Genomic DNA, 19,952 nt, shown 5'->3' with positions numbered 1-19,952 from the left:
GGGCTCAACTCAGTATTCCAGCCGATCCGGGCGGATCTGCTGCAGGATGGTGGTGGCGATCTCTTCGATGGACTTGTGCGTCGAGGACAGCCAGCGGATGCCCTCGCGCCGCATGAGCTTTTCCGCCTCGCTCACTTCATAACGGCAATTGTCGAGCGCGGCATAACGGCTGTTGGGCCGCCGCTCGGTGCGGATTTCGCTCAGACGCTCGGGCGTGATCGAAAGCCCGAACAGTTTGTGCCGCAAACCGTTCAGCCCGTCGGGCAGGCGCATGCGCTCGAAATCGTCGGGAATCAGCGGATAGTTGGCAGCGCGTATGCCGTGCTGCATGGCCAGATAGAGCGAAGTCGGCGTTTTGCCGCAGCGCGACACCCCCACCAGAATGACTTCGGCCTCGTGCAGATTGCGGGTGGATTGGCCGTCGTCGTGCATCAGCGAAAAATTGATCGCGTCGATGCGGTTGTGGTACTGCGGACTGTAAGCCGCATCGGAAAACCGCCCGATGCGATGGTTGGATTTGGCGCCGAACGCGACTTCGAGCGGCTGCACGAAGCTGTTGAACAAATCGAGCACCAGCGCGCGCGCGCCCTGAATGATGTCGAGCACATCGGGATGGACCAGGGTGACGAAGACGATGGGCGGCTTGCCCTCGATGCGTTCGACCTCGTTGATGCGCTCGACCGCGTGCACCGCCTTCTCCACCGTGTCGACAAAGGGCAGGCGGATGCGATGCGGCTGCACGTCGAACTGCGCCAGGACGGAGTTGCCGAAGGTCTCGGCAGCGATTCCGGTGCCGTCCGAGACGAAAAAGACCGAGCGGTTGGGCATGGGTCAGCGTTCAAAACCTAGAATGGATCGCATTGTCGGTGTAGTTCATCCAAATGGCGGCGAAGACGACGACAACGATTCGAACAAGACCTGTCGTTTTCGCCACCTATCGCGCCGAGCCCTTTTTTTCATTCTATGAAGGACTTTGATCATGACTCAACGAAATCCCGCGCATAGCGGCAATGAACTCATTTTGCGGCTCGATGAAGTGCGCATGAACGACATCGATCAAGTTGGCGGCAAGAATGCGTCGCTCGGGGAAATGATCAGCCAATTGTCGGGAAGCGGGGTGCGGGTTCCGGGCGGGTTCGCCACGACCGCGCATGCGTTTCGGCAATTCCTGCGCAGCGGGGGGCTGGAAGAGCGCATCGAAACCATGCTGACGGCGCTGGACGCCGACGACGTGCGCGCGCTGGAGCGCTGCGGCGCACAGATCCGCCAATGGGTGCTCGAAACGCCGTTTCCGACCGATCTGGAACAGGCCATCCGCAGCGCCTATGCCGATCTCACTGCGGGCCATCCCGACGCTTCGTTTGCGGTGCGATCGTCCGCCACCGCAGAAGATTTGCCCGACGCCTCGTTTGCCGGACAGCAGGAGAGCTATCTGAACGTCAGCGGCATCGACGCCGTGCTGGAAAAGATCAAGCAGGTTTTTGCCTCGCTCTACAACGACCGGGCGATTTCCTACCGGGTGCACAAGGGCTTCGTGCACAGCGATGTGGCGCTGTCGGCCGGGGTGCAGCGCATGGTGCGCAGCGACAAGGCGGTGTCGGGCGTGATGTTCACCCTCGACACCGAATCGGGCTTCCCGGACGTGGTGTTCATCACCGCGTCCTACGGCCTGGGCGAGACGGTGGTGCAGGGCGCGGTCAATCCCGACGAGTTCTACGTGTTCAAGCCCACGCTCAAGGCTGGCAAGCAGGCGGTGATCCGCCGCAATCTCGGCTCCAAACTGATCCGCATGGAATTTGCGCCGCCGGGTTCGCCGCATCTGGTGCAGACGGTCGATACGCCCTCGGAGCTGCGCAACCGCTACTGCCTGACCGATGATGAAGCACAGGAACTCGCGCGCTTTGCCCTGACCATCGAGGCGCATTACCAGCGGCCGATGGACATCGAGTGGGGCAAGGACGGCATCGACGGCCACCTCTACATCCTGCAGGCGCGCCCCGAGACGGTGAAATCCAATGGCCACACGCGCACCGAGCAGCGTTACACCCTCAAGGGCAAGGGCGCGGTGCTGGTGACGGGGCGCGCAATCGGCCAGAAAATCGGCGCCGGGCCGGTGCGCGTGGTGCACTCCACGGCGGACATGCACCTGGTGCAGACGGGCGATGTGCTGGTCACCGACATGACCGATCCGAACTGGGAGCCGGTGATGAAAAAGGCCTCGGCCATCGTCACCAACCGCGGCGGGCGCACCTGCCATGCGGCGATCATCGCGCGCGAACTCGGCATTCCGGCGGTGGTCGGCTGCGGGCACGCGACCGACGTGCTCAAGGACGACATGCTGGTCACGGTGTCCTGCGCGCAGGGCGACACCGGCGCGATCTATGACGGCCTGCTCGAAACCGAAGTCACCGAAGTCGCGCGCGGCGCCATGCCCGAGGTGCCGACGAAAATCATGATGAATGTGGGCAATCCCACGCTGGCCTTCGATTTTGCTCAGATTCCCAATCAGGGGGTCGGCCTGGCGCGGCTGGAGTTCATCATCAACAACAATATCGGCGTGCATCCGCGCGCGGTGCTGGAGTATCCCAACGTCGACAGCGATCTGAAAAAAGCCGTGGAGAGCGTGGCGCGCGGCCATGCCAGCCCGCGCGCCTTCTATGTGGACAAGCTCGCCGAAGGCATCGCCACCATTGCCGCGGCGTTTTATCCGAAGCCGGTCATCGTGCGCCTGTCCGACTTCAAATCCAACGAGTACAAGAAGCTCATCGGCGGCTCGCGCTACGAGCCGGACGAAGAAAACCCCATGCTGGGTTTCCGCGGCGCCTCGCGCTACGTGTCGCCCGAATTTGCGCAGAGCTTCGAAATGGAGTGCGCCGCCCTCAAGCGGGTGCGAGAGCAGATGGGGCTGGACAACGTCGAAATCATGGTGCCGTTCGTGCGCACCCTGGGCGAAGCCGAGGGGGTCATCCATCTGCTGGCGCGTCACGGACTCGAGCGCGGTGAAAACGGCCTGCGGGTCATCATGATGTGCGAAGTGCCGTCGAACGCCGTGCTGGCCAAGGAGTTTCTGCAGCATTTCGACGGCTTCTCCATCGGCTCCAACGACCTGACCCAACTCACCCTGGGCCTGGACCGCGACTCCGGCCTGGTGGCGCAGGCCTTCGACGAGCGTGATCCTGCGGTGAAGGTGCTGCTGGCGCAGGCCATCGCTGCCTGCCGCGCCGAGGGCAAGTATGTGGGCATCTGCGGCCAGGGGCCGTCCGACCATCCCGATCTGGCGCAATGGCTGATGGAGCAGGGCATCTCGTCGATCTCGCTCAATCCGGACACCGTGATCGCCACGTGGCAGCAATTGGCGAAACATTGAGACGATGAAAACGACTCGTCTATAATGCTTGGTTCCTTGCCGCACCGAAAAGAGCCGGAATTGACGCTTCACGCGCTTTCGGGCGGCTTCTATCCACAAGGACAGCACGCCGGTCTCAAACCCAATCGAGGCCGTGTGCGGCCATCACTGAAGGAATCTGCATGCGTCACTATGAGATTGTGTTGATCTTCCACCCGGATCAGAGCGAGCAAGTGCCCGCGATGATCGAGCGCTACAAGAGCGCCGTCACTGCCAAGGCGGGACAGATCCACCGGGTCGAAGACTGGGGTCGGCGCCAACTGGCCTACCCCATCCAGAAGCTTGCCAAGGCGCATTACGCCTGCATGAATGTCGAATGCGATCTGGAAACCCTGCGTGAACTCGAACACAGCTTCAAGTTCAACGACGCTGTGTTGCGCAGCCTGGTGATCAAGATGGACAAGGCCGAAACCGCGCCTTCCATCATGATGAAGCAGGTCGAGCGCGATGAGGCGCGCAAGGCACAGCAGGAGCAAACGGTCTGATCAATCGGCTCGAACTTCAGGGCATTCTGGCCGAGCGGGGCGAACTGCGCTATACGCCGGCCGGCATCGAAGCGCTGGATTTCGTGTTGCAGCATCAATCCACCCAGTCCGAGGCGGACATGCCTTGCGAGGTACAGCTTCAGATCGGCTGCGTCGGGTTCGGAAAGATTGCTCACGAAATGCACCGTCTCAGCCCTGGAGTCCTGCTGCAGGTTTCCGGTTTTTTGCGTGCAACGCGTCGCGGCTCGCGCCAGATCAAGTTGCACGTCACGCAATACATTGAGGTTTAATCATGGCACCACCACGCAAATTCGACAAAAAGAATGACCCCAAGCGTCGTCGCAACCAGCAATCGTCGCTGTTCAAGCGCAAACGCTTCTGCCGCTTTACGGTGGCCAAGGTCGAGAGAATCGACTACAAGGATGTCGATGTGCTCAAGGACCTGATCGCGGAAAACGCCCGCATCATTCCCTCCCGTTTGACCGGCACCAGCGCGCACTACCAGCGCCAGCTCAACACCGCCATCAAGCGTGCACGTTTTCTGGCGCTGCTGCCCTACACCGACCTGCACAAGGGCTGATCCAGGGACGACATCATGCAAATCATTCTTCTCGAAAAAGTTCTGAACGTCGGCAACCTGGGCGATGTGGTCAAGGTCAAGGACGGCTATGCCCGCAACTACCTGATCCCGAAAAAAATGGCGCGCCGGGCAACGGCCGCCGCCATGGCGGAATTCGAGGCACGCCGTGCCGAAATGGAAAAACAGGCCGCAGAAAAACTGGCTCAGGCTCAGGCCGCCGGGGAAAAACTCAGTGGGCTGGTCATCACCCTGGTGCAGAAGGCGGGTGTGGATGGCCGACTGTTCGGCTCGGTGACCCACGGCGATGTGGCCGAGGCGCTGGCCAGGCAAGGCATTGAAGTGAGCAAGGCGCAGGTTCGCTTCCCGGCGGGCCATGTCAAGACCACGGGCGAGCATCCGGTCTCGATCGCCCTGCACACCGATGTGATTGCCGACATCACCCTTCAGGTCAAGGCCGAAGCGATGTAATCGCGGCGCTCGTTGCAGTGCACATTGCAGCGATCGTTGCAGTGTCATGCACGCTTGAAACAGGGGCCGCGAATGCGGCCCTTGTCGATTGCGCTGCTGTCTGCGCCGCTGTTTGGTCGCGCGCCCGTCGTGCGGCACAATGCCCCCATCGTTTTTCCTCGTTCCCGACGGCAAATGCCGCCCTTCGCCCGCCATGCAAGACCACGCCATCGATGTCATTCGTACCCCGCCGCACTCCATCGAGGCCGAGCAGTCGGTGCTGGGCGGGCTGCTGCTCGACAACCAGGCTTTCGACAAGGTGGCCGATCTGCTGGTGAGCGCCCAGTTCTACCGCTTCGAGCATCGCTCCATTTTTCAGGCCATTGCCGACCTGATCAATGTGAACAAGCCGGCCGATGTGATCACGGTGCACGAGGCGCTGCAATCGATCGGCAAGCATGAGGAATGCGGCGGCCTGCCCTATCTGAACTCGCTGGCGCAGTGCGTGCCCAGTGCGGCGAATATCCGTCGCTATGCCGAAATCGTGCGCGAGCGGGCGGTGCTGCGCCAGCTCGTGACGATCAGCGACGACATTGCGCAGAGTGCGCTCAATCCGCAGGGGCGCGGCGTACAGCAGATCCTCGACGAGGCCGAGTCGCGGATTTTCGCCATTTCGGAAGAAGGCGCCAAGTCCACCGCGGGTTTCCAGTCGATGAAGGGGCTGCTGGGCGAATTGCTCAATCGCGTGACCGAACTGGCCGAGCGCGGCGGCACCGATACGACTGGAGTGCCTACCGGTTTTGCCGATCTGGATCGCATGACCGCTGGCTTGCAGCCTGGCGATCTGGTCATCGTCGCAGGCCGCCCATCGATGGGCAAGACCGCATTCTCGCTGAACATCGCCGAGCATGTGGCCATCAATGAACAGTTGCCGGTGGCGGTGTTCAGCATGGAAATGAGCGCGTCGCAGTTGGTATTGCGCGTGGTGGGTTCGATGGGGCGGATCGACCAGAGCCACTTGCGTACCGGTCAACTCACCGAAGACGAATGGACGCGGCTGCCCGAAACCATCGAACGCCTGCAGGAAGTGCACATGCACATCGACGAAACCCCGGCGCTCAATCCACTGGAACTGCGCGCGCGTTCGCGGCGTCTTGCACGGCAGTTCGGCGGGCGTCTGGGGCTCATCGTGGTGGATTACCTGCAGCTCATGTCGTCATCGCGCGATGGGGAGAACCGCGCCACGGAGATTTCCGAGATTTCCCGCTCGCTCAAGGCCCTGGCCAAGGAATTGCATTGTCCGGTGATCGCGCTGTCCCAGCTCAACCGCGATCTGGAAAAGCGCACCGACAAGCGCCCGGTGATGAGCGATCTGCGGGAATCGGGCGCCATCGAGCAGGATGCCGACGTGATCCTGTTCATCTACCGCGACGAGGTCTACAACAAGGACTCGAAAGACGCCGGGGTGGCCGAAGTCATCATCGGCAAGCAACGCAACGGGCCGATCGGCGTCGTGCACCTCGCCTTCCTCAAGCCGCTGACGCGATTCGAGAATCTGACGCGCGAGTTCTGATCGCGCGTCAGATCACGAGCGGACTCACAGCACTTCGCTGGCGTAGTCGGCCAAGCGGCTGCGCTCGCCGCGCGCCAGGGTGACGTGGCCGCTATGGCCCCAGCCCTTGAAGCGGTCGACCACATAGGTCATGCCCGAGCTTCCCTCGGTGAGGTAGGGAGTGTCGATCTGCGCGATATTGCCCATGCACACCAGCTTGGTGCCGGGGCCCGCGCGGGTGATGAGGGTCTTCATCTGCTTGGGCGTGAGGTTCTGCGCCTCGTCGATGATGACGTACTTGTTGAGGAAGGTGCGGCCGCGCATGAAGTTCAGGCTTTTGATCTTGATCTTGGATCGAATCAGTTCCTGCGTGGCGGCGCGGCCCCATTCCCCGCCGGAGTTGCCGCCCTCGCTTTGATTGAGCACTTCGAGGTTGTCGTCCAGCGCCCCCATCCAGGGGCTCATCTTCTCTTCTTCCGTGCCCGGCAGATAGCCGATGTCCTCGCCCACGGGAACGGTCACGCGCGTGACGATGATTTCGTTGTACCGCCGCGTGTCAAGCACCTGCGACAGTCCCGCTGCGAGTGCGAGCAGGGTCTTGCCCGTTCCTGCCTGGCCTGCCAGGGTGACGAAGTCCACATCCGGGTCCAGCAGCAGGTTGAGGGCGAAATTCTGCTCGCGGTTGCGCGCGGTGATGCCCCATACGGCGTTTTTCAGGTGCGTATGGTCACGCATGACCTGCAGCACGGCGGTGTTGGCGCGAATTTCCTTGACGCGGGCATAAAGCGGCGGCGCGCTGCCGTTTTCCCAATACACCGCCTGATTGACCAGCATCTGCCCGACGAACTTGCCCTGGACGCGGTAGAAGGTGTGGCCGCCTTGCTGCCAGCTCTCTACCGACTTGGCCTGCCGCTCCCAGAAATCGGGAGGCAGCATCATCATGCCGGTGTAGAGCAGATCGGCGTCGTCGAGCGTCTTGTCGTTGGCGTAATCCTCGGCGTGGAGCCCGAGTGCGCGGGCCTTGACGCGCATATTGATGTCCTTGGACACCAGCACCACGGGTCGCTCGGTGTGGATGTGCGTGAGGTCCTGCAGCACGGCCAGAATCTGGTTGTCCGCCTTGCCCTGAGGCAGGGCGATGGGCAGTTCGACTTCGTGGGCGCGGGTCTGGAAAAACAGGCGACCCTTGGCCTCGGCATGGCCGGTACGACTCAGTGCGATGCCCTGGTCGATGGCGCTGCCGGTATCGGCCACCAGGGCGTCGAGCTCGCGGCTGACCTGGCGGCCATTGCGCGCCACCTCCGAGAGGCCCTTTTTGTGTGCATCGAGCTCTTCCAGCGTGACCATCGGCAGGTAGATGTCGTGCTCTTCAAAGCGGTAGAGCGACATCGGGTCGTGCAGCAGCACATTGGTGTCGAGGACGAAGAGTTTGGCGGGCTGCGGCGCAGCGGGCGTGCGCTTGGGCTGCTCCGCTTTCTGGGCGCAGCGGTCTACCACCGCGGGGGTGATCTCACGCGGTGTCGGCTGACGCGATGGGCGCGTGGAAGCCGCGGGCAGCGTTGCAGTCTGCGCACTTGCAAAGGCTGGCGCGGTCTCTGGAGACTCTTGGCGGGTCTTGTTGCGTGCCGTCGTCTTTCTCGCTGCGGGAGGCGCCTGAGTGATCGACGGGGTGGCTTGGGTCAGCAGGCTGCCCATGGATTTGGGTGGGGGAGGCAGGGGCATGAGGCGAATGGAGGGTCTTGCAGACGTGGGAAAGGAGAGGGCGCTGGTCTCGGCTGGACAACAAAAAACCGCTGGCCATCGCAAAATGGCGCAGCGGTTTTTGGCATGTTGGCCACCCTTGGCGAAGATGTGCGCCTGCTGCCACTGTGGAGCATGCGCACCCCGTCGTGGCGGCTCAGGATGCTGCGGAGTCCGATGTTCAAAACAAAGCGCCGCGCGTGGATGATCGGGGATCAGAGTTTCTGGATGACGTCGAGCACTTCGTCCACATGTCCTGCGACCTTGACCCCGCGCCATTCCTGGCGCAGGACACCGTCGGCATCGATGACGAAGGTGCTGCGCTCGATCCCCTTGACCTTCTTGCCGTACATGATCTTGTTCTTCACCACGCCGAACATGTGGCAGAGTTTTTCTTCCGTGTCGGCGATCAGGTCGAAGGGCAATTCGAGATGGGCCTTGAACTTTTCGTGCGACAGCAGATTGTCGCGCGAGATGCCGAAAATCACGGCACCCGCCTGCTCGAAAGCCGCGAAGTTGTCGCGAAAGTGCATGGACTCGGTCGTGCAGCCGGGCGTCATGTCCTTGGGGTAGAAGTAGAGAACAATTTTTTTGCCCAGGTAGTTTTTCGGGCTGAATTGCACGCCACTGGTGGCGGCGGCTTCGAAATCGGGAACCACTTTATTCAAGACCAAAGCCATGAAGTCTCCTGCTGGGCTGCTGCATCGTGTTTCTCCTCGATTGGATCCGTCTTGTACGTACTGCCGAGGGAAACGCAAGGATTTGAAACCTCATTTTATCCTGTCGGACAAATCCGCTTCGCACCGACCCGCTCATTCGATCAACAGGGCGGCCAGAACATGGCGGCCTTCACCGGCCAGAATGTTGTAGGTGCGGCAGGCGGCTGCGGTGTCCATGACCTCCCAGCCGATGCGACGCGAGATGAGCTGGCGCATCAAGGCGGGGGGCAGCAGGTGCTGCTGTCGCCCCGTGCCGATCAGCACGACCTCGGGCAGCGGATCGCGCAACAGGGCTTCGATGTGCGAGGCTTGCAGTGCAGCGACGGGCCCGGCGCCCCAGGGCATGGGGGCTTGCTGCGGGGTAAACACGCAGGCGCTGGTGAAGCGCACGCCGTTGACTTCGACATAGCCCGGCCCATAAGCGGAAACCATTTGCGTATCGGGGGAGAAGTCGGGCTGGAGTTTCATGACTGCGGCAGGAATGGCCGATACATCGGGTTCGCGCCAGGAAGATGAGGGATGCAAACGGCCGCGATGACAAGGGCAGGAAGTGCAGATCAAGGTAAATTATAGGGTTCGCCCTGCGCGTGACTGGCGTGCAATGGCTCGATTCCCCGGACGCTCAGGGGGCTGCGGGCATGCGCCAATGACAGCCGGAGTGTTTTTCCAAGCCCAGCGAGTGAGGTGGTTGTGCGCGAATTCCGCAAGTCCGACAAATTGGCCGATGTCTGCTACGACATCCGCGGCCCCGTGCTCGACAAGGCGCGGCAGATGGAAGAGGATGGGCAGCGCATCATCAAGCTCAACATCGGCAATCTGGCCGTGTTCGGTTTCGAGCCGCCCGACGAGATCGTGCAGGACATGATCCACAACCTGCCCAGTGCGGCCGGCTATACCGATTCCAAGGGGCTGTTCGCGCCGCGCAAGTCCATCGTGCATTACACGCAGGAGAAGGGCATCGCCGGGGTGGGCATCGACGATGTGTTCATCGGCAATGGCGCATCCGAGCTCATCAATATGAGCATGAATGCGCTGCTGAACAATGGCGATGAGGTGCTGATCCCGGCGCCGGACTATCCGCTCTACACCGCCTCGGTGGCGCTGTCCGGCGGCAAGCCGGTGCACTACATCTGCGACGAGCAGTCGGACTGGTATCCGGACATTGCCGACATCCGCAGCAAGATCACGGCCAATACCCGGGCCATCGTGGTGATCAACCCCAACAACCCGACCGGCGCGCTCTACCCGCGCGAATTGCTCGAAGAGATCGTGCAGGTGGCGCGCGAACATGAGCTCATCGTGTTCGCCGACGAGATCTACGACAAGACGCTTTATGACGGCAACACGCACACCAGCATCGCCTCGCTGGCCGACGATGTGCTGTTCATCACCTTCAACGGTCTGTCGAAGAATTACCGTTCCTGCGGCTATCGCTCGGGCTGGATGGTGGTCTCGGGCGACAAGCGCAATGCGCGCGACTACATCGAGGGGCTGACCATGCTGGCCTCGATGCGGCTGTGCGCCAACACGCCGGGCCAGTTGGCCATCCAGACTGCGCTGGGCGGCTACCAGAGCATCAAGGATCTGGTCGCGCCGCAGGGGCGCCTGACGAAACAGCGCGATCTGGCCTATGAACTGCTCACGCAGATTCCGGGCGTCGGCGTGGTGAAGCCGAAGGCTGCGCTGTATATGTTCCCGCGGCTCGATCCCAGGATCTACCCGATTGCCGACGATCAGCAGTTCGCCTACGACCTTCTGGCGCAGGAAAAGGTGCTGATCGTGCAAGGAACCGGGTTCAACTGGCCGCAGCCCGACCACTTCCGACTCGTCTTCCTGCCCAATGCCGACGATCTGACCGAAGCCATCGGCCGCGTGGCGCGCTTCCTCGAACACCTCCGCAAGCGCAGCCGCGCCGCGGCCTGAATCCCCCATCGTTCTCCATGAAACCTTTACAGATTGCCCTGCTCGGCGCGGGCACCGTCGCCAGCGGCGTGGTCCAGGTGCTGGCGCGCAACCGGGAAGAACTGCAGCGCCGCGCCGGGCGCGGCATTGCCATCGCGGCGATTGCCGCGCGCAACCCCGACAAGGCGCGTGCGGCCCTGGGTGATGCCCTGCCCATCACCACCGCGATTACCACAGACTTCATGGCGCTGGCGACCCGGCCCGACATCGACATCGTGGTCGAACTCATGGGCGGCATCAGCCCCGCGCGCGAGCTGGTGCTGGCGGCCATCGGCGCCGGCAAACATGTGGTGACGGCGAACAAGGCGCTGCTGGCGCTGCATGGCAACGAGATCTTCGCCGCGGCGCAGTCCAGGGGCGTGATGGTGGCCTTCGAGGCGGCGGTGGCCGGCGGCATTCCCATCATCAAGGCGGTGCGAGAAGGGCTGGCAGGCAACCGCATCGAGTGGATCGCAGGCATCATCAACGGCACGACCAATTTCATCCTGTCGGAGATGCGCGACAAGGGGCTGGATTTCGCCACCGCGCTCAAGCAGGCGCAGGCGCTGGGCTATGCCGAGGTCGATCCCACCTTCGACATCGAGGGGGTGGACGCGGCGCACAAGGCGACCATCCTCTGCGCCATCGCCTTCGGCGTGCCGGTGCAGTTCGACCGGGCCTATGTCGAGGGCATCACCGCGCTGCAGGCGGCCGACATTCGTTACGCCGAGCAACTCGGCTACCGCATCAAGCTGCTGGGCATCACCAAGAACACCGGCGCGGGCATCGAGCTGCGGGTGCACCCGACACTGATTCCGGCCACGCGGCTGATCGCCAATGTCGAAGGCGCGATGAATGCGGTGGTGGTGCAGGGCGACGCGGTCGGGCCGACGCTGTATTACGGCAAGGGCGCGGGCTCGGAGCCGACGGCATCTGCCGTCATAGCCGATCTGGTGGATGTGACCCGGCTGCACACCGCCGACCCCGAACACCGCGTGCCGCATCTGGCCTTCCAGCCCGATGCGATGAGCGATTTGCCCATCCTGCCGATGGATCAGGTGGTCACCGCCTACTACCTGCGCCTGCGCGTGGCCGATCAGACCGGGGTGCTGGCCGACCTCACCCGCATCCTGGCCGATGAGGGCATATCCATCGACGGACTCATTCAGCGCGAGGCCGGGGAGGGCGAGCGGCAGACGGACCTCATCATCCTCACGCACGACACCGTGGAGGCGCGCATGAACGCGGCCATCGCCCGCATGCAGGCTCTGCCCAGCGTGCACGCGCCCATCGTGCGCATTCGCAAAGAGGAGTTGCGCTGATGCGTTATCTGAGTACCCGCGGCGAGCCCGCGACCCGCGGTTTTTCCGACATCCTGCTCGAAGGGCTGGCGCCCGATGGGGGTCTGTATTTGCCCGAGCGCTATCCGAGAATCGACGCGGCCACGCTGGCGCAATGGCGCGGGCTGTCCTATGCCGATCTGGCATTCGAGATCCTGTCGCGTTTCATCACCGACATTCCGGCGGACGATCTGCGCGCCCTGATCGCCAGGACCTACACGCCCGAGGTGTTCGGCGGCCATGCCGAGATCGTGCCGCTGAAAACCCTGAAGGGAGAGCCTGGCCTGGCGCTGCTGGGGCTGTCCGAAGGGCCCACGCTGGCGTTCAAGGACATGGCGATGCAGTTGCTCGGCAATCTGTTCGAGTACGCGCTGGCGCGCCAGCGCAGCGAGCTCAACATTCTCGGTGCGACTTCGGGCGACACCGGCAGCGCGGCCGAATACGCCATGCGCGGCAAGCGCGGCATTCGCGTGTTCATGCTTTCGCCCTTCGGCAGGATGAGCGCGTTCCAGACGGCGCAGATGTATTCGCTGGCCGACGCCAATATCCACAACATCGCGGTGCAGGGCGTGTTCGACGATGCGCAGGACCTGGTCAAGGCCGTGTCGGGCGATCTCGACTTCAAGCGGCGCTGGCGCATCGGCACCGTCAACTCCATCAACTGGGCGCGGCTGGCGGCGCAGATTGTCTATTACTTTGCCGGCTACTTTCAGGCCACGCGCGGCAACGACGAGCCGGTCAGCTTCACCGTGCCTTCGGGCAACTTCGGCAATATCTGCGCCGGGCATGTGGCGCGCATGATGGGCCTGCCGATCCGCAAGCTGGTGCTGGCGACCAACGAGAACAATGTGCTCGACGAGTTTTTCCGCACCGGCGTGTATCGCCCGCGCAAGCCGGAGCAGACGCATCACACCTCCAGCCCGTCGATGGATATTTCCAAGGCGTCGAACTTCGAGCGCTTCGTTTTCGATCTGCTCGGGCGCGACGCCTCGCGGGTGCACGATCTGTTTGCGAACGAACTGCAGGGCAAGGGCTTTTTCGACCTTTCGGCCGATCCCGCATTCACCAAGGTCGCGGCGGACTACGGTTTTGCCTCGGGCAGCAGCACCCACGCCGACCGGCTCGCCACCCTCCGCAGCGTGTGGCAGGGCAGCGGGCGGCTGATCGACACCCATACCGCCGACGGCGTGAAGGTCGCGCGCGAGCACATGGAGCCGGGCGTGCCCATGCTGGTGCTCGAAACCGCGCTGGCCGCCAAATTCCCCGAGACCCTTCAGCAAGCCGTGGGCATGGCCCCGCCGCGCCCTGCCGGGCTCGAAGACCTCGAACGCCGCCCGCAGCGCTTTGCGGTGATGCCGGTTGAGGTCGAGGCGGTCAAGTCGTATATCGCGATGCACTGCGGCGCCGGGCCGGCCGCCTCCTGATGAAGGTCGTCGGGTTCGCCGGGTATTCCGGCAGCGGCAAGACCACGCTGGTCGAAGCCCTGGTCAGACGGTTCGTGCAGCAGGGGGTGAAGGTGTCGGTGCTCAAGCATGCGCACCATCGCTTCGAGTTCGATCATCCGGGCAAGGACACCTGGCGGCACCGAGAGGCCGGCGCCTACGAGGTGCTGGCCGCATCCGACCGCCTGATCGCGCTGCAGCGCCGCCTGCCCGAGCCGCAGGAGCTGGGCGTGGCGGAGCTCTTGCCCATGCTCGATTCGGCCGCAGACTGGGTGTTCGTCGAAGGCTTCAAGCAGGCCCGGCTGCCGAAGGTGGAAGTGTGGCGCGCCAGCACCGGGCGTCCGGTTTGTTATGCCGAAGACGCACGAGTGCTTGCCATCGCCACCGATTCACCGCAGCAACTCCCGCAGCCCGCCCCTGACGCCATCCTCGATATCAACGCCCCGGCTGCGGTGGCCGCCTGGTTGTTGGACAATGCCGTTCTATTCGAGTATCAGCCATGACTGCTCCGGCTTCTTCCCTGATGGACCCCGACATCGCCCTGCAGCGCCTGCTGAGCGCTGCGCAGGTGATCGACCAGACCGAGACTCTGCCGCTCTCCTGCGCTTTGGGGCGGGTGCTGGCGCAAGACGTGCGCTCGACCCTCGACGTCCCTCCAGCCGACAACACGGCGATGGATGGCTACGCCTTGCGCAGCGCCGATGTGTCTGCAGCGGGCACCCGCCTGCCGGTCAGCCAGCGCATACCGGCAGGCACCGTGCCGCAGCCCCTGCAGCCGGGAACGGCGGCGCGCATCTTTACCGGCGGGCTCATGCCTGCAGGCGCCGATGCCGTGGTGATCCAGGAACAATGCACCGCCGAGGGCGATGTGGTGCGCATCGACACGAAACCAAAGGCGGGCGACTGGGTGCGGCGGCGCGGGCTGGATGTGGCTGCGGGCAGCGTCGTGCTGGCTGCGGGCCAGCGCCTGCGGCCGCAGGACCTCGGGCTGATCGCCTCGGTCGGTGTGGCCTCGGTGCGCGTGCGCCGCAAGCCGCGCGTGGCCATGCTGTTCACCGGCGATGAACTCGCCATGCCCGGCGAGCCGCTGCGCCCCGGTGCCATCTACAACTCCAACCGCTTCGTCATCCGCGCGCTGCTGGAGGCCGCCGGGTGCGAGGTGACTGATTTCGGCATCGTTCCCGACCGGCTCGATGCCACGCGCGAGGTGCTGCGCCGGGCTGCGCTGGGCCACGATCTCATCGTGTCCACCGGGGGCATGTCGGTCGGAGAGGAAGACCATGTCAAGCCCGCGGTGCAGGCCGAAGGCACGCTCGATCTGTGGCAGATCGCGATGAAGCCCGGCAAGCCGCTGGCCTTCGGCCATCTGCGCCGTTCAGGTGAAGCGGGAGTAGCCGCCTTCATCGGTCTGCCGGGCAACCCGGTGTCGAGTTTCGTCACCTTTCTGCTGTTTGTGCGCCCCTTTTTGCGCGCCTTGCAGGGCGCCGCGCACACCGCGGCGCAAACCCTGCCGGTGCGCGCCGCGTTCGACTGGCCCAAGCCCGACAATCGCCGCGAATATCTGCGCGTGCGCCTCAATGCGCAAGGCGAGGCCGAGCTGTTCCCCTCGCAGAATGCCGCCGTGCTCACCTCCACGGTCTGGGCGGACGGGCTGGTGGACAATCCGCCGCAGCACGTCATTCAGCGTGGCGACGTGCTCCGCTATTTTTCGTTTTCCGCTCTGTTGCAAGGCTGAATCATGCGAGTGCAAGTCCGTTACTTCGCCAGCGTGCGCGAAATCGTCGGCCTGGCGCAAGAGACCCATGATCTGCCCGAAACCGTGCACACCGTCGGCCAGGCGCGAGACTGGCTGCGCTCGCAGGGCGGGCGCTACGCCCTGGCGCTCTCTGCCGACAGACCGCTGCGCATGGCCTGCAATCAGGTGATGTGCGGTGCGGATACGGCTCTGCAACCCGGCTGTGAAGTCGCTTTTTTCCCGCCGGTCACTGGGGGCTGACGCCATGGTGCCGATCCAGATCCGCATTCAGACCGAGCCATTCGACCTCGGCGCCGAAACGCAGGCCCTGCGCGCCGGACGGCCGGATGTGGGCGCGATCGCCAGCTTCATCGGCCTGTGCCGCGACCATCATCCGGGTGTCTGTGATCCGGGGCATGTGCAGGCCATGGAACTGGAGCACTACCCCGGCATGACCGAGCGCGCCATTGCCGACATGGTGCAGGCCGCTCAAAGCCGCTGGCCTCTGCTCGGGGTCACGGTGATCCACCGCGTGGGACGTTTACTGCCGGGCGACGACATCGTGCTGGTGCTCGTGGCCAGCAGCCACCGCGCCGCAGCGTTTGCGGCTTGCGAATTCCTCATGGACTACCTCAAGACCCAGGCCCCGTTCTGGAAGAAGGAAACCACGCCAGACGGCGGACAGTGGGTGGACGCGCGCGAATCCGACGACGCCGCCCTGCGCCGCTGGGGGGTGAAGTCCGATAACGCGGCTTGAAGACACCGCAGGCTTTTTTGCGCAGACCCAGTGAAAACCCTTGCGAACGCTCGTTCGTTTGCGTTCGCTTGCGTCTGACGCATTCCGATACACGAATTCGTCAATCGCTGGACTAATCTGTGGGGTCAGTGCACCGGCCTCGTGCGCCGGTAAACAAAACCAAGGCAGGCCGCCACAAGCGCGCCTGCCAAGTCCAGGAGACCGTTCCATGTCCACACCCAAAAAACTGGGGCCGCTGCAGTTCATTCTGCTGGCGATTCCCTGTGTTGCCGTGCTCGTCATTCCCTACTTCAACAAGCTCGAACCCAGTGTGTTCGGCATCCCCTTCTTCTACTGGTGGCAACTCGTCTGGGTGCCGCTGTCCGGGGTGTTCATCGCCATCGTCTATAAGATGGTCGTGCCGTCAGGAAGCGGGGACTGAGGCCATGAACATCGTCGCCACTATCGTTTTCGTCGGGCTTTTTCTGTTCATCACGGCCCTGGGTTTTCTCTCTGCGCATTGGCGCAAGGGCGATATGAGTCACCTGCATGAATGGGGCCTGGGCGGGCGCCGCTTTGGCGGCTGGATCACCTGGTTTTTGATTGGGGGTGACCTCTACACCGCCTACACCTTCGTCGCCGTGCCCGCGCTGGTGTTCGGCGCCGGGGCGCTGGGCTTCTTTGCGCTGCCGTACACCGTGCTGGTGTATCCCATGGTGTTCGCCATTCTGCCGCGGCTGTGGGTGGTGGCGAAAAAGCACAACTACATCACCGCGTCCGACTTCGTCGCCGGGCGTTATGGCAGCCCGGCGCTGGCGCTGGCCATCGCGGTGACCGGGATCGTCGCCACCATGCCCTATATCGCCTTGCAGCTCGTGGGCATTCAGGTGGTGATCGGCGGGCTGGGCTTCCCGACCGGGCACGGGCTGGTGGGCGATCTGCCGCTGATCATCGCCTTCATCATCCTGGCGGCCTTCACCTACACCAGTGGGTTGCGCGCCCCGGCGTCGATCGCGGTAGTCAAGGACTTGCTGGTCTACATCACGGTGATTGCGCTGATCATCGTCGTGCCCTACAAGCTGGGCGGTTTCGGCAATATCTTTGCTGCGATCCCTAAAGAGCACTTGTTGCTGCCGCCGGTGAAAGACGGCAATCTGGGACTGCAATCGTTCTATCCCACGCTGGCCTTCGGCTCGGCGCTGGCGCTGATGCTGTATCCGCACGCCACCACCGCCGTGCTCTCGGCCAAGGGCCCCAACACCCTGCGGCGCAACTGGGTGTTCCTGCCGGCGTATTCCTTCATGCTCGGCCTGATTGCGCTGCTGGGCTATATGGCCTATGCCTCGGGGATTGCCAAACTGCCTGATCTGGCGCCTTACTTCAAGCAGTACGGCCCGCAGTTCGCCATGCCAGGCCTGCTGCTGCACTACTTCCCGAGCTGGTTCGTCGGTGTGGGTTTTGCTGCAGTGGCGATTGGGGCGCTGGTGCCTGCGGCCATCATGTCGATTGCCGCAGCCAATCTGTTCACGCGCAATATCTACAAGGCCTATATCAACCCAGGCTGCTCCACGCACAGGGAAACCGAGATGGCCAAGCTGGCCTCGCTGGTGGTGAAGTTCGGCGCGCTGCTGTTCATCGTGTTCCTGCCGCTGACCTACGCCATTCAGTTGCAACTGCTGGGCGGCATTCTGATTCTGCAGACCCTGCCGGCGATCGTCTCGGGCATCTACACCCGCTGGTTCGACGCCAAGGCGCTGCTGCTGGGCTGGGCCGCAGGTCTGGCCTGGGGTATCTGGGCGGCCTCGCTGTCGGGTTTCCACAAGTCCGGCTATGCGCTGCATCTGGGCGGGATGGTGATTCCGGCCTACATCGGCCTGTATGCGCTGGTGCTCAACTTCGCCGTGGCCATCGTTGCCACGCTGGTGCTCAACGCCGTGGGCATGGCCGACAAGCAGGATGCGACCGTGGCAGCGGACTACGCCGGTTGATGTTCCAGACAGCGTGAAACACTGCGCACCAAGGGCCGACAGCAGTCGGCCCTTGGTGTTTTTGTATGCTGCCGTTTCACCCTGGAGATTCGTCATGCTGCTTACCGCCATCTTGCTGCTCATCGCCTCGCAACTGCCCATCGTCGCCGCGGGCATGGCCAAGTCGGGTACTTTTCGCTCAAAGGAAAACCGCTACGACAACCACGAACCCCGACTCTGGATGGAGCGGCAGACCGACCCGCGCAGACGTCGCGCCAATGCGGCGCAGGCCAACAGCTTCGAGGCTTTGCCGTTTCTGTTCGCTGCGGCCTTGTTCGCCTTGTATCTGAAAGCGCCGCTGGGTCTGATCAACGGCCTGCTCATCGCCTGGCTGGTGCTGCGCGCGGTGTATCTGTGGTGCTACCTCAACGACCAAGCCTCGCTGCGGTCCCTGGTGTGGTCGGTCGCCCTGCTCGTCAACATCGCCCTGTTGTTTGCGCCGTTCTATGGATGAGTCACCCGCCTCAATCCAGCCCGCACGCGGTGCGCTCGATGGCTTGCGCGTGCTCGAATTCGGCAGCCTGATCGCCGGGCCGTTTGCCGCCCGGCTGATGGCCGAGTTCGGCGCGGATGTGATCAAGGTCGAGGCGCCCGCGCAGGGCGATGATCCCGGCGGCGATCCTTTGCGCAGTTGGCGCAAGCTGCACAAGGGCGAGTCGCTGTGGTGGACGGCGCAGGCGCGCAACAAGCGCTGCATCACCCTGAACCTCAAGCACCCGCAAGGGCGCGATATCGCGCTGCGCCTGGCCGAGCGCGCCGATGTGGTGGTGGAGAACATGCGCCCCGGCGCGCTCGAAAAGCTCGGCCTGGGATGGGACGATCTGCGTGCGGTCAATCCCAGCCTGGTGATGGTGCGCATTTCCGGCTTCGGCCAGACCGGACCGATGCGCCTGCAGCCGGGTTTCGGCGCGATTGCCGAGGCGATGGGCGGCATGCGCTATGTCACCGGCGACCCGGATCGCCCGCCGATGCGCGCCAATCTGTCACTGGGCGATTCCGTCGCCGCGCTGCATGCGGTGATCGGCGCGCTCATGGCGCTGCGCCACCGCGACGCCACCGGCGGGCGGTGGAACGGGGCTCAAGAAAACGCAGGGCCGCCCCAAGTTTTCTTGACCCCCTCGGGGGGCGGGCCGGGCGCAGCCCGGCCCTGGGGGCGCACAAGCTGCGGGGAAGGGCAGATGGTCGATGTGGCGCTGACCGAGAGCGTGTTCAACCTCATGGAGAGCACGCTGATGGAATACAGCTTGGATGGCACGGTGCGGCAGCGCACGGGTACCAGCATTCCGGGCATCACGCCGTCCAACGTCTATCGCAGCAAGGGCGGGGAATGGGTGCAGATTTCGGGCAATGGCGATGCGATTTTCAAGCGTCTCATGCTGGCGATCGGCCGCCCCGATATGGCCGGTGATGCGGGTCTGGCGCGCAATCCGGGACGCATGGCCCGCGCCGACGAGATCGATGCGGCGATTCAGCAGTGGGCCGCGCAGCAGGAGCCCGAAGCCATCGTGCAGGCCATGCGCGCCGCTGAAGTGCCCGCAACCCGCATCTACAGCATTGCCGACATCGTCGCCGACCCGCAGTTTCGATCGCGCGGCATGATCGAGGCGCACGCCCTGGCAGACGGCACGCCGGTCGATCTGCCTGCGCCTGCGCCCCGGCTGTCCGCCACGCCTGGAGCGACGCGCTGGCTCGGCCCTGCATTGGGGGCGCATACCGATGAAGTGCTGGCCGAGCTGGGCCTGGACGCGGGGCAGATCGCCACGCTGCGGCAGGATGGCGTCATTTGAACGTCCTCTTGTTGG

21 protein-coding genes are annotated in these 19,952 nt (G+C 63.7%); 17 read left to right on the top strand and 4 right to left on the bottom strand.

What is annotated here, in order from left to right; translation table 11 throughout:
• Nucleotides 1-9 precede the first annotated feature (9 nt).
• Nucleotides 10-828 (bottom strand): pyruvate, water dikinase regulatory protein, encoded by an 819-nt coding sequence (locus tag RBR52_RS07720; protein WP_320376621.1) that lies wholly within the window; start codon nucleotides 826-828, stop codon nucleotides 10-12.
• Nucleotides 829-979: 151 nt separating this feature from the next.
• Between RBR52_RS07720 and ppsA the strand changes: the two genes are divergently transcribed.
• The 6 genes from ppsA to dnaB all read left to right on the top strand — a co-directional run bounded on the left by ppsA (nucleotide 980) and on the right by dnaB (nucleotide 6,491).
• On the top strand, nucleotides 980-3,367 hold the full coding sequence (gene ppsA / locus RBR52_RS07715) for a phosphoenolpyruvate synthase (protein WP_320376620.1): 2,388 nt from the start codon (nucleotides 980-982) through the stop codon (nucleotides 3,365-3,367).
• Between the two features lie 161 nt (nucleotides 3,368-3,528).
• Nucleotides 3,529-3,891: a 30S ribosomal protein S6 gene (rpsF, locus tag RBR52_RS07710; RefSeq protein ID WP_320376619.1), complete on the top strand. Its 363-nt coding sequence runs from the start codon at nucleotides 3,529-3,531 to the stop codon at nucleotides 3,889-3,891.
• Nucleotides 3,888-4,181 carry a primosomal replication protein N gene (priB, locus tag RBR52_RS07705; RefSeq protein ID WP_320376666.1) on the top strand — a complete coding sequence of 98 codons (294 nt, stop codon included), beginning with the start codon at nucleotides 3,888-3,890 and terminating at the stop codon, nucleotides 4,179-4,181. The genes rpsF and priB overlap by 4 nt, the downstream gene beginning before the upstream one ends.
• 2 nt (nucleotides 4,182-4,183) lie before the next feature.
• Nucleotides 4,184-4,471, top strand: a complete 288-nt coding sequence (gene rpsR / locus RBR52_RS07700; RefSeq protein WP_320376618.1) for a 30S ribosomal protein S18 — start codon at nucleotides 4,184-4,186, stop codon at nucleotides 4,469-4,471.
• A 15-nt stretch (nucleotides 4,472-4,486) separates the two neighbouring features.
• On the top strand, nucleotides 4,487-4,939 hold the full coding sequence (rplI, locus tag RBR52_RS07695) for a 50S ribosomal protein L9 (RefSeq protein WP_320376617.1): 453 nt from the start codon (nucleotides 4,487-4,489) through the stop codon (nucleotides 4,937-4,939).
• Nucleotides 4,940-5,132: 193 nt separating this feature from the next.
• Nucleotides 5,133-6,491 (top strand): replicative DNA helicase, encoded by a 1,359-nt coding sequence (gene dnaB, locus RBR52_RS07690; protein ID WP_320376616.1) that lies wholly within the window; start codon nucleotides 5,133-5,135, stop codon nucleotides 6,489-6,491.
• A 24-nt stretch (nucleotides 6,492-6,515) separates the two neighbouring features.
• Here dnaB and RBR52_RS07685 read toward each other — a convergent pair whose 3' ends face one another.
• The 3 genes from RBR52_RS07685 to RBR52_RS07675 form a co-directional block, all read right to left on the bottom strand.
• Nucleotides 6,516-8,192 carry a PhoH family protein gene (locus RBR52_RS07685; protein ID WP_320376615.1) on the bottom strand — a complete coding sequence of 559 codons (1,677 nt, stop codon included), beginning with the start codon at nucleotides 8,190-8,192 and terminating at the stop codon, nucleotides 6,516-6,518.
• 233 nt (nucleotides 8,193-8,425) lie between these two features.
• Nucleotides 8,426-8,890 (bottom strand): peroxiredoxin, encoded by a 465-nt coding sequence (locus RBR52_RS07680; RefSeq protein WP_320376614.1) that lies wholly within the window; start codon nucleotides 8,888-8,890, stop codon nucleotides 8,426-8,428.
• 132 nt (nucleotides 8,891-9,022) lie between these two features.
• Nucleotides 9,023-9,397: an Mth938-like domain-containing protein gene (locus tag RBR52_RS07675; RefSeq protein ID WP_320376613.1), complete on the bottom strand. Its 375-nt coding sequence runs from the start codon at nucleotides 9,395-9,397 to the stop codon at nucleotides 9,023-9,025.
• 216 nt (nucleotides 9,398-9,613) lie between these two features.
• On the opposite strand from RBR52_RS07675, the gene RBR52_RS07670 reads away from it, so the two are divergent.
• The 11 genes from RBR52_RS07670 to RBR52_RS07620 all read left to right on the top strand — a co-directional run bounded on the left by RBR52_RS07670 (nucleotide 9,614) and on the right by RBR52_RS07620 (nucleotide 19,937).
• Nucleotides 9,614-10,852 carry a pyridoxal phosphate-dependent aminotransferase gene (locus tag RBR52_RS07670; protein ID WP_413818307.1) on the top strand — a complete coding sequence of 413 codons (1,239 nt, stop codon included), beginning with the start codon at nucleotides 9,614-9,616 and terminating at the stop codon, nucleotides 10,850-10,852.
• A 17-nt stretch (nucleotides 10,853-10,869) separates the two neighbouring features.
• Entirely contained in the window at nucleotides 10,870-12,192 is a 1,323-nt protein-coding gene (locus tag RBR52_RS07665) for a homoserine dehydrogenase (RefSeq protein WP_320376612.1), read from the top strand.
• Nucleotides 12,192-13,634 carry a threonine synthase gene (thrC, locus tag RBR52_RS07660; protein WP_320376611.1) on the top strand — a complete coding sequence of 481 codons (1,443 nt, stop codon included), beginning with the start codon at nucleotides 12,192-12,194 and terminating at the stop codon, nucleotides 13,632-13,634. Before RBR52_RS07665 ends, thrC begins: the two co-directional genes overlap by 1 nt.
• Nucleotides 13,634-14,155, top strand: a complete 522-nt coding sequence (gene mobB, locus RBR52_RS07655) for a molybdopterin-guanine dinucleotide biosynthesis protein B (protein WP_320376610.1) — start codon at nucleotides 13,634-13,636, stop codon at nucleotides 14,153-14,155. The genes thrC and mobB overlap by 1 nt, the downstream gene beginning before the upstream one ends.
• Complete coding sequence (glp, locus tag RBR52_RS07650; protein ID WP_320376609.1) at nucleotides 14,152-15,387, top strand: gephyrin-like molybdotransferase Glp; 1,236 nt, start codon at nucleotides 14,152-14,154, stop codon at nucleotides 15,385-15,387. Before mobB ends, glp begins: the two co-directional genes overlap by 4 nt.
• Before the next feature lie 3 nt (nucleotides 15,388-15,390).
• On the top strand, nucleotides 15,391-15,648 hold the full coding sequence (moaD, locus tag RBR52_RS07645; protein ID WP_320376608.1) for a molybdopterin converting factor subunit 1: 258 nt from the start codon (nucleotides 15,391-15,393) through the stop codon (nucleotides 15,646-15,648).
• A 4-nt stretch (nucleotides 15,649-15,652) separates the two neighbouring features.
• Nucleotides 15,653-16,144 (top strand): molybdopterin synthase catalytic subunit MoaE, encoded by a 492-nt coding sequence (gene moaE / locus RBR52_RS07640; RefSeq protein ID WP_413818306.1) that lies wholly within the window; start codon nucleotides 15,653-15,655, stop codon nucleotides 16,142-16,144.
• Nucleotides 16,145-16,352: 208 nt separating this feature from the next.
• Entirely contained in the window at nucleotides 16,353-16,565 is a 213-nt protein-coding gene (locus RBR52_RS07635; RefSeq protein ID WP_320376607.1) for a DUF3311 domain-containing protein, read from the top strand.
• Nucleotides 16,566-16,569: 4 nt separating this feature from the next.
• A complete protein-coding gene (mctP, locus tag RBR52_RS07630) occupies nucleotides 16,570-18,111 on the top strand; it encodes a monocarboxylate uptake permease MctP (protein ID WP_320376606.1) in 1,542 nt (513 codons plus the stop codon).
• Nucleotides 18,112-18,205: 94 nt separating this feature from the next.
• Nucleotides 18,206-18,604 (top strand): MAPEG family protein, encoded by a 399-nt coding sequence (locus RBR52_RS07625; protein WP_320376605.1) that lies wholly within the window; start codon nucleotides 18,206-18,208, stop codon nucleotides 18,602-18,604.
• Nucleotides 18,597-19,937, top strand: a complete 1,341-nt coding sequence (locus RBR52_RS07620) for a CaiB/BaiF CoA-transferase family protein (RefSeq protein ID WP_320376604.1) — start codon at nucleotides 18,597-18,599, stop codon at nucleotides 19,935-19,937. Before RBR52_RS07625 ends, RBR52_RS07620 begins: the two co-directional genes overlap by 8 nt.
• Nucleotides 19,938-19,952: the final 15 nt, after the last annotated feature.

Origin of the sequence: Thiomonas sp. (assembly GCF_034007205.1) — a bacterium.
In the GTDB taxonomy this organism is placed as follows: Bacteria; Pseudomonadota; Gammaproteobacteria; order Burkholderiales; family Burkholderiaceae_C; genus Thiomonas.
Note: the sequence above shows the minus strand (reverse complement) of the source record. Positions and strands in the feature narration are given on the sequence as shown.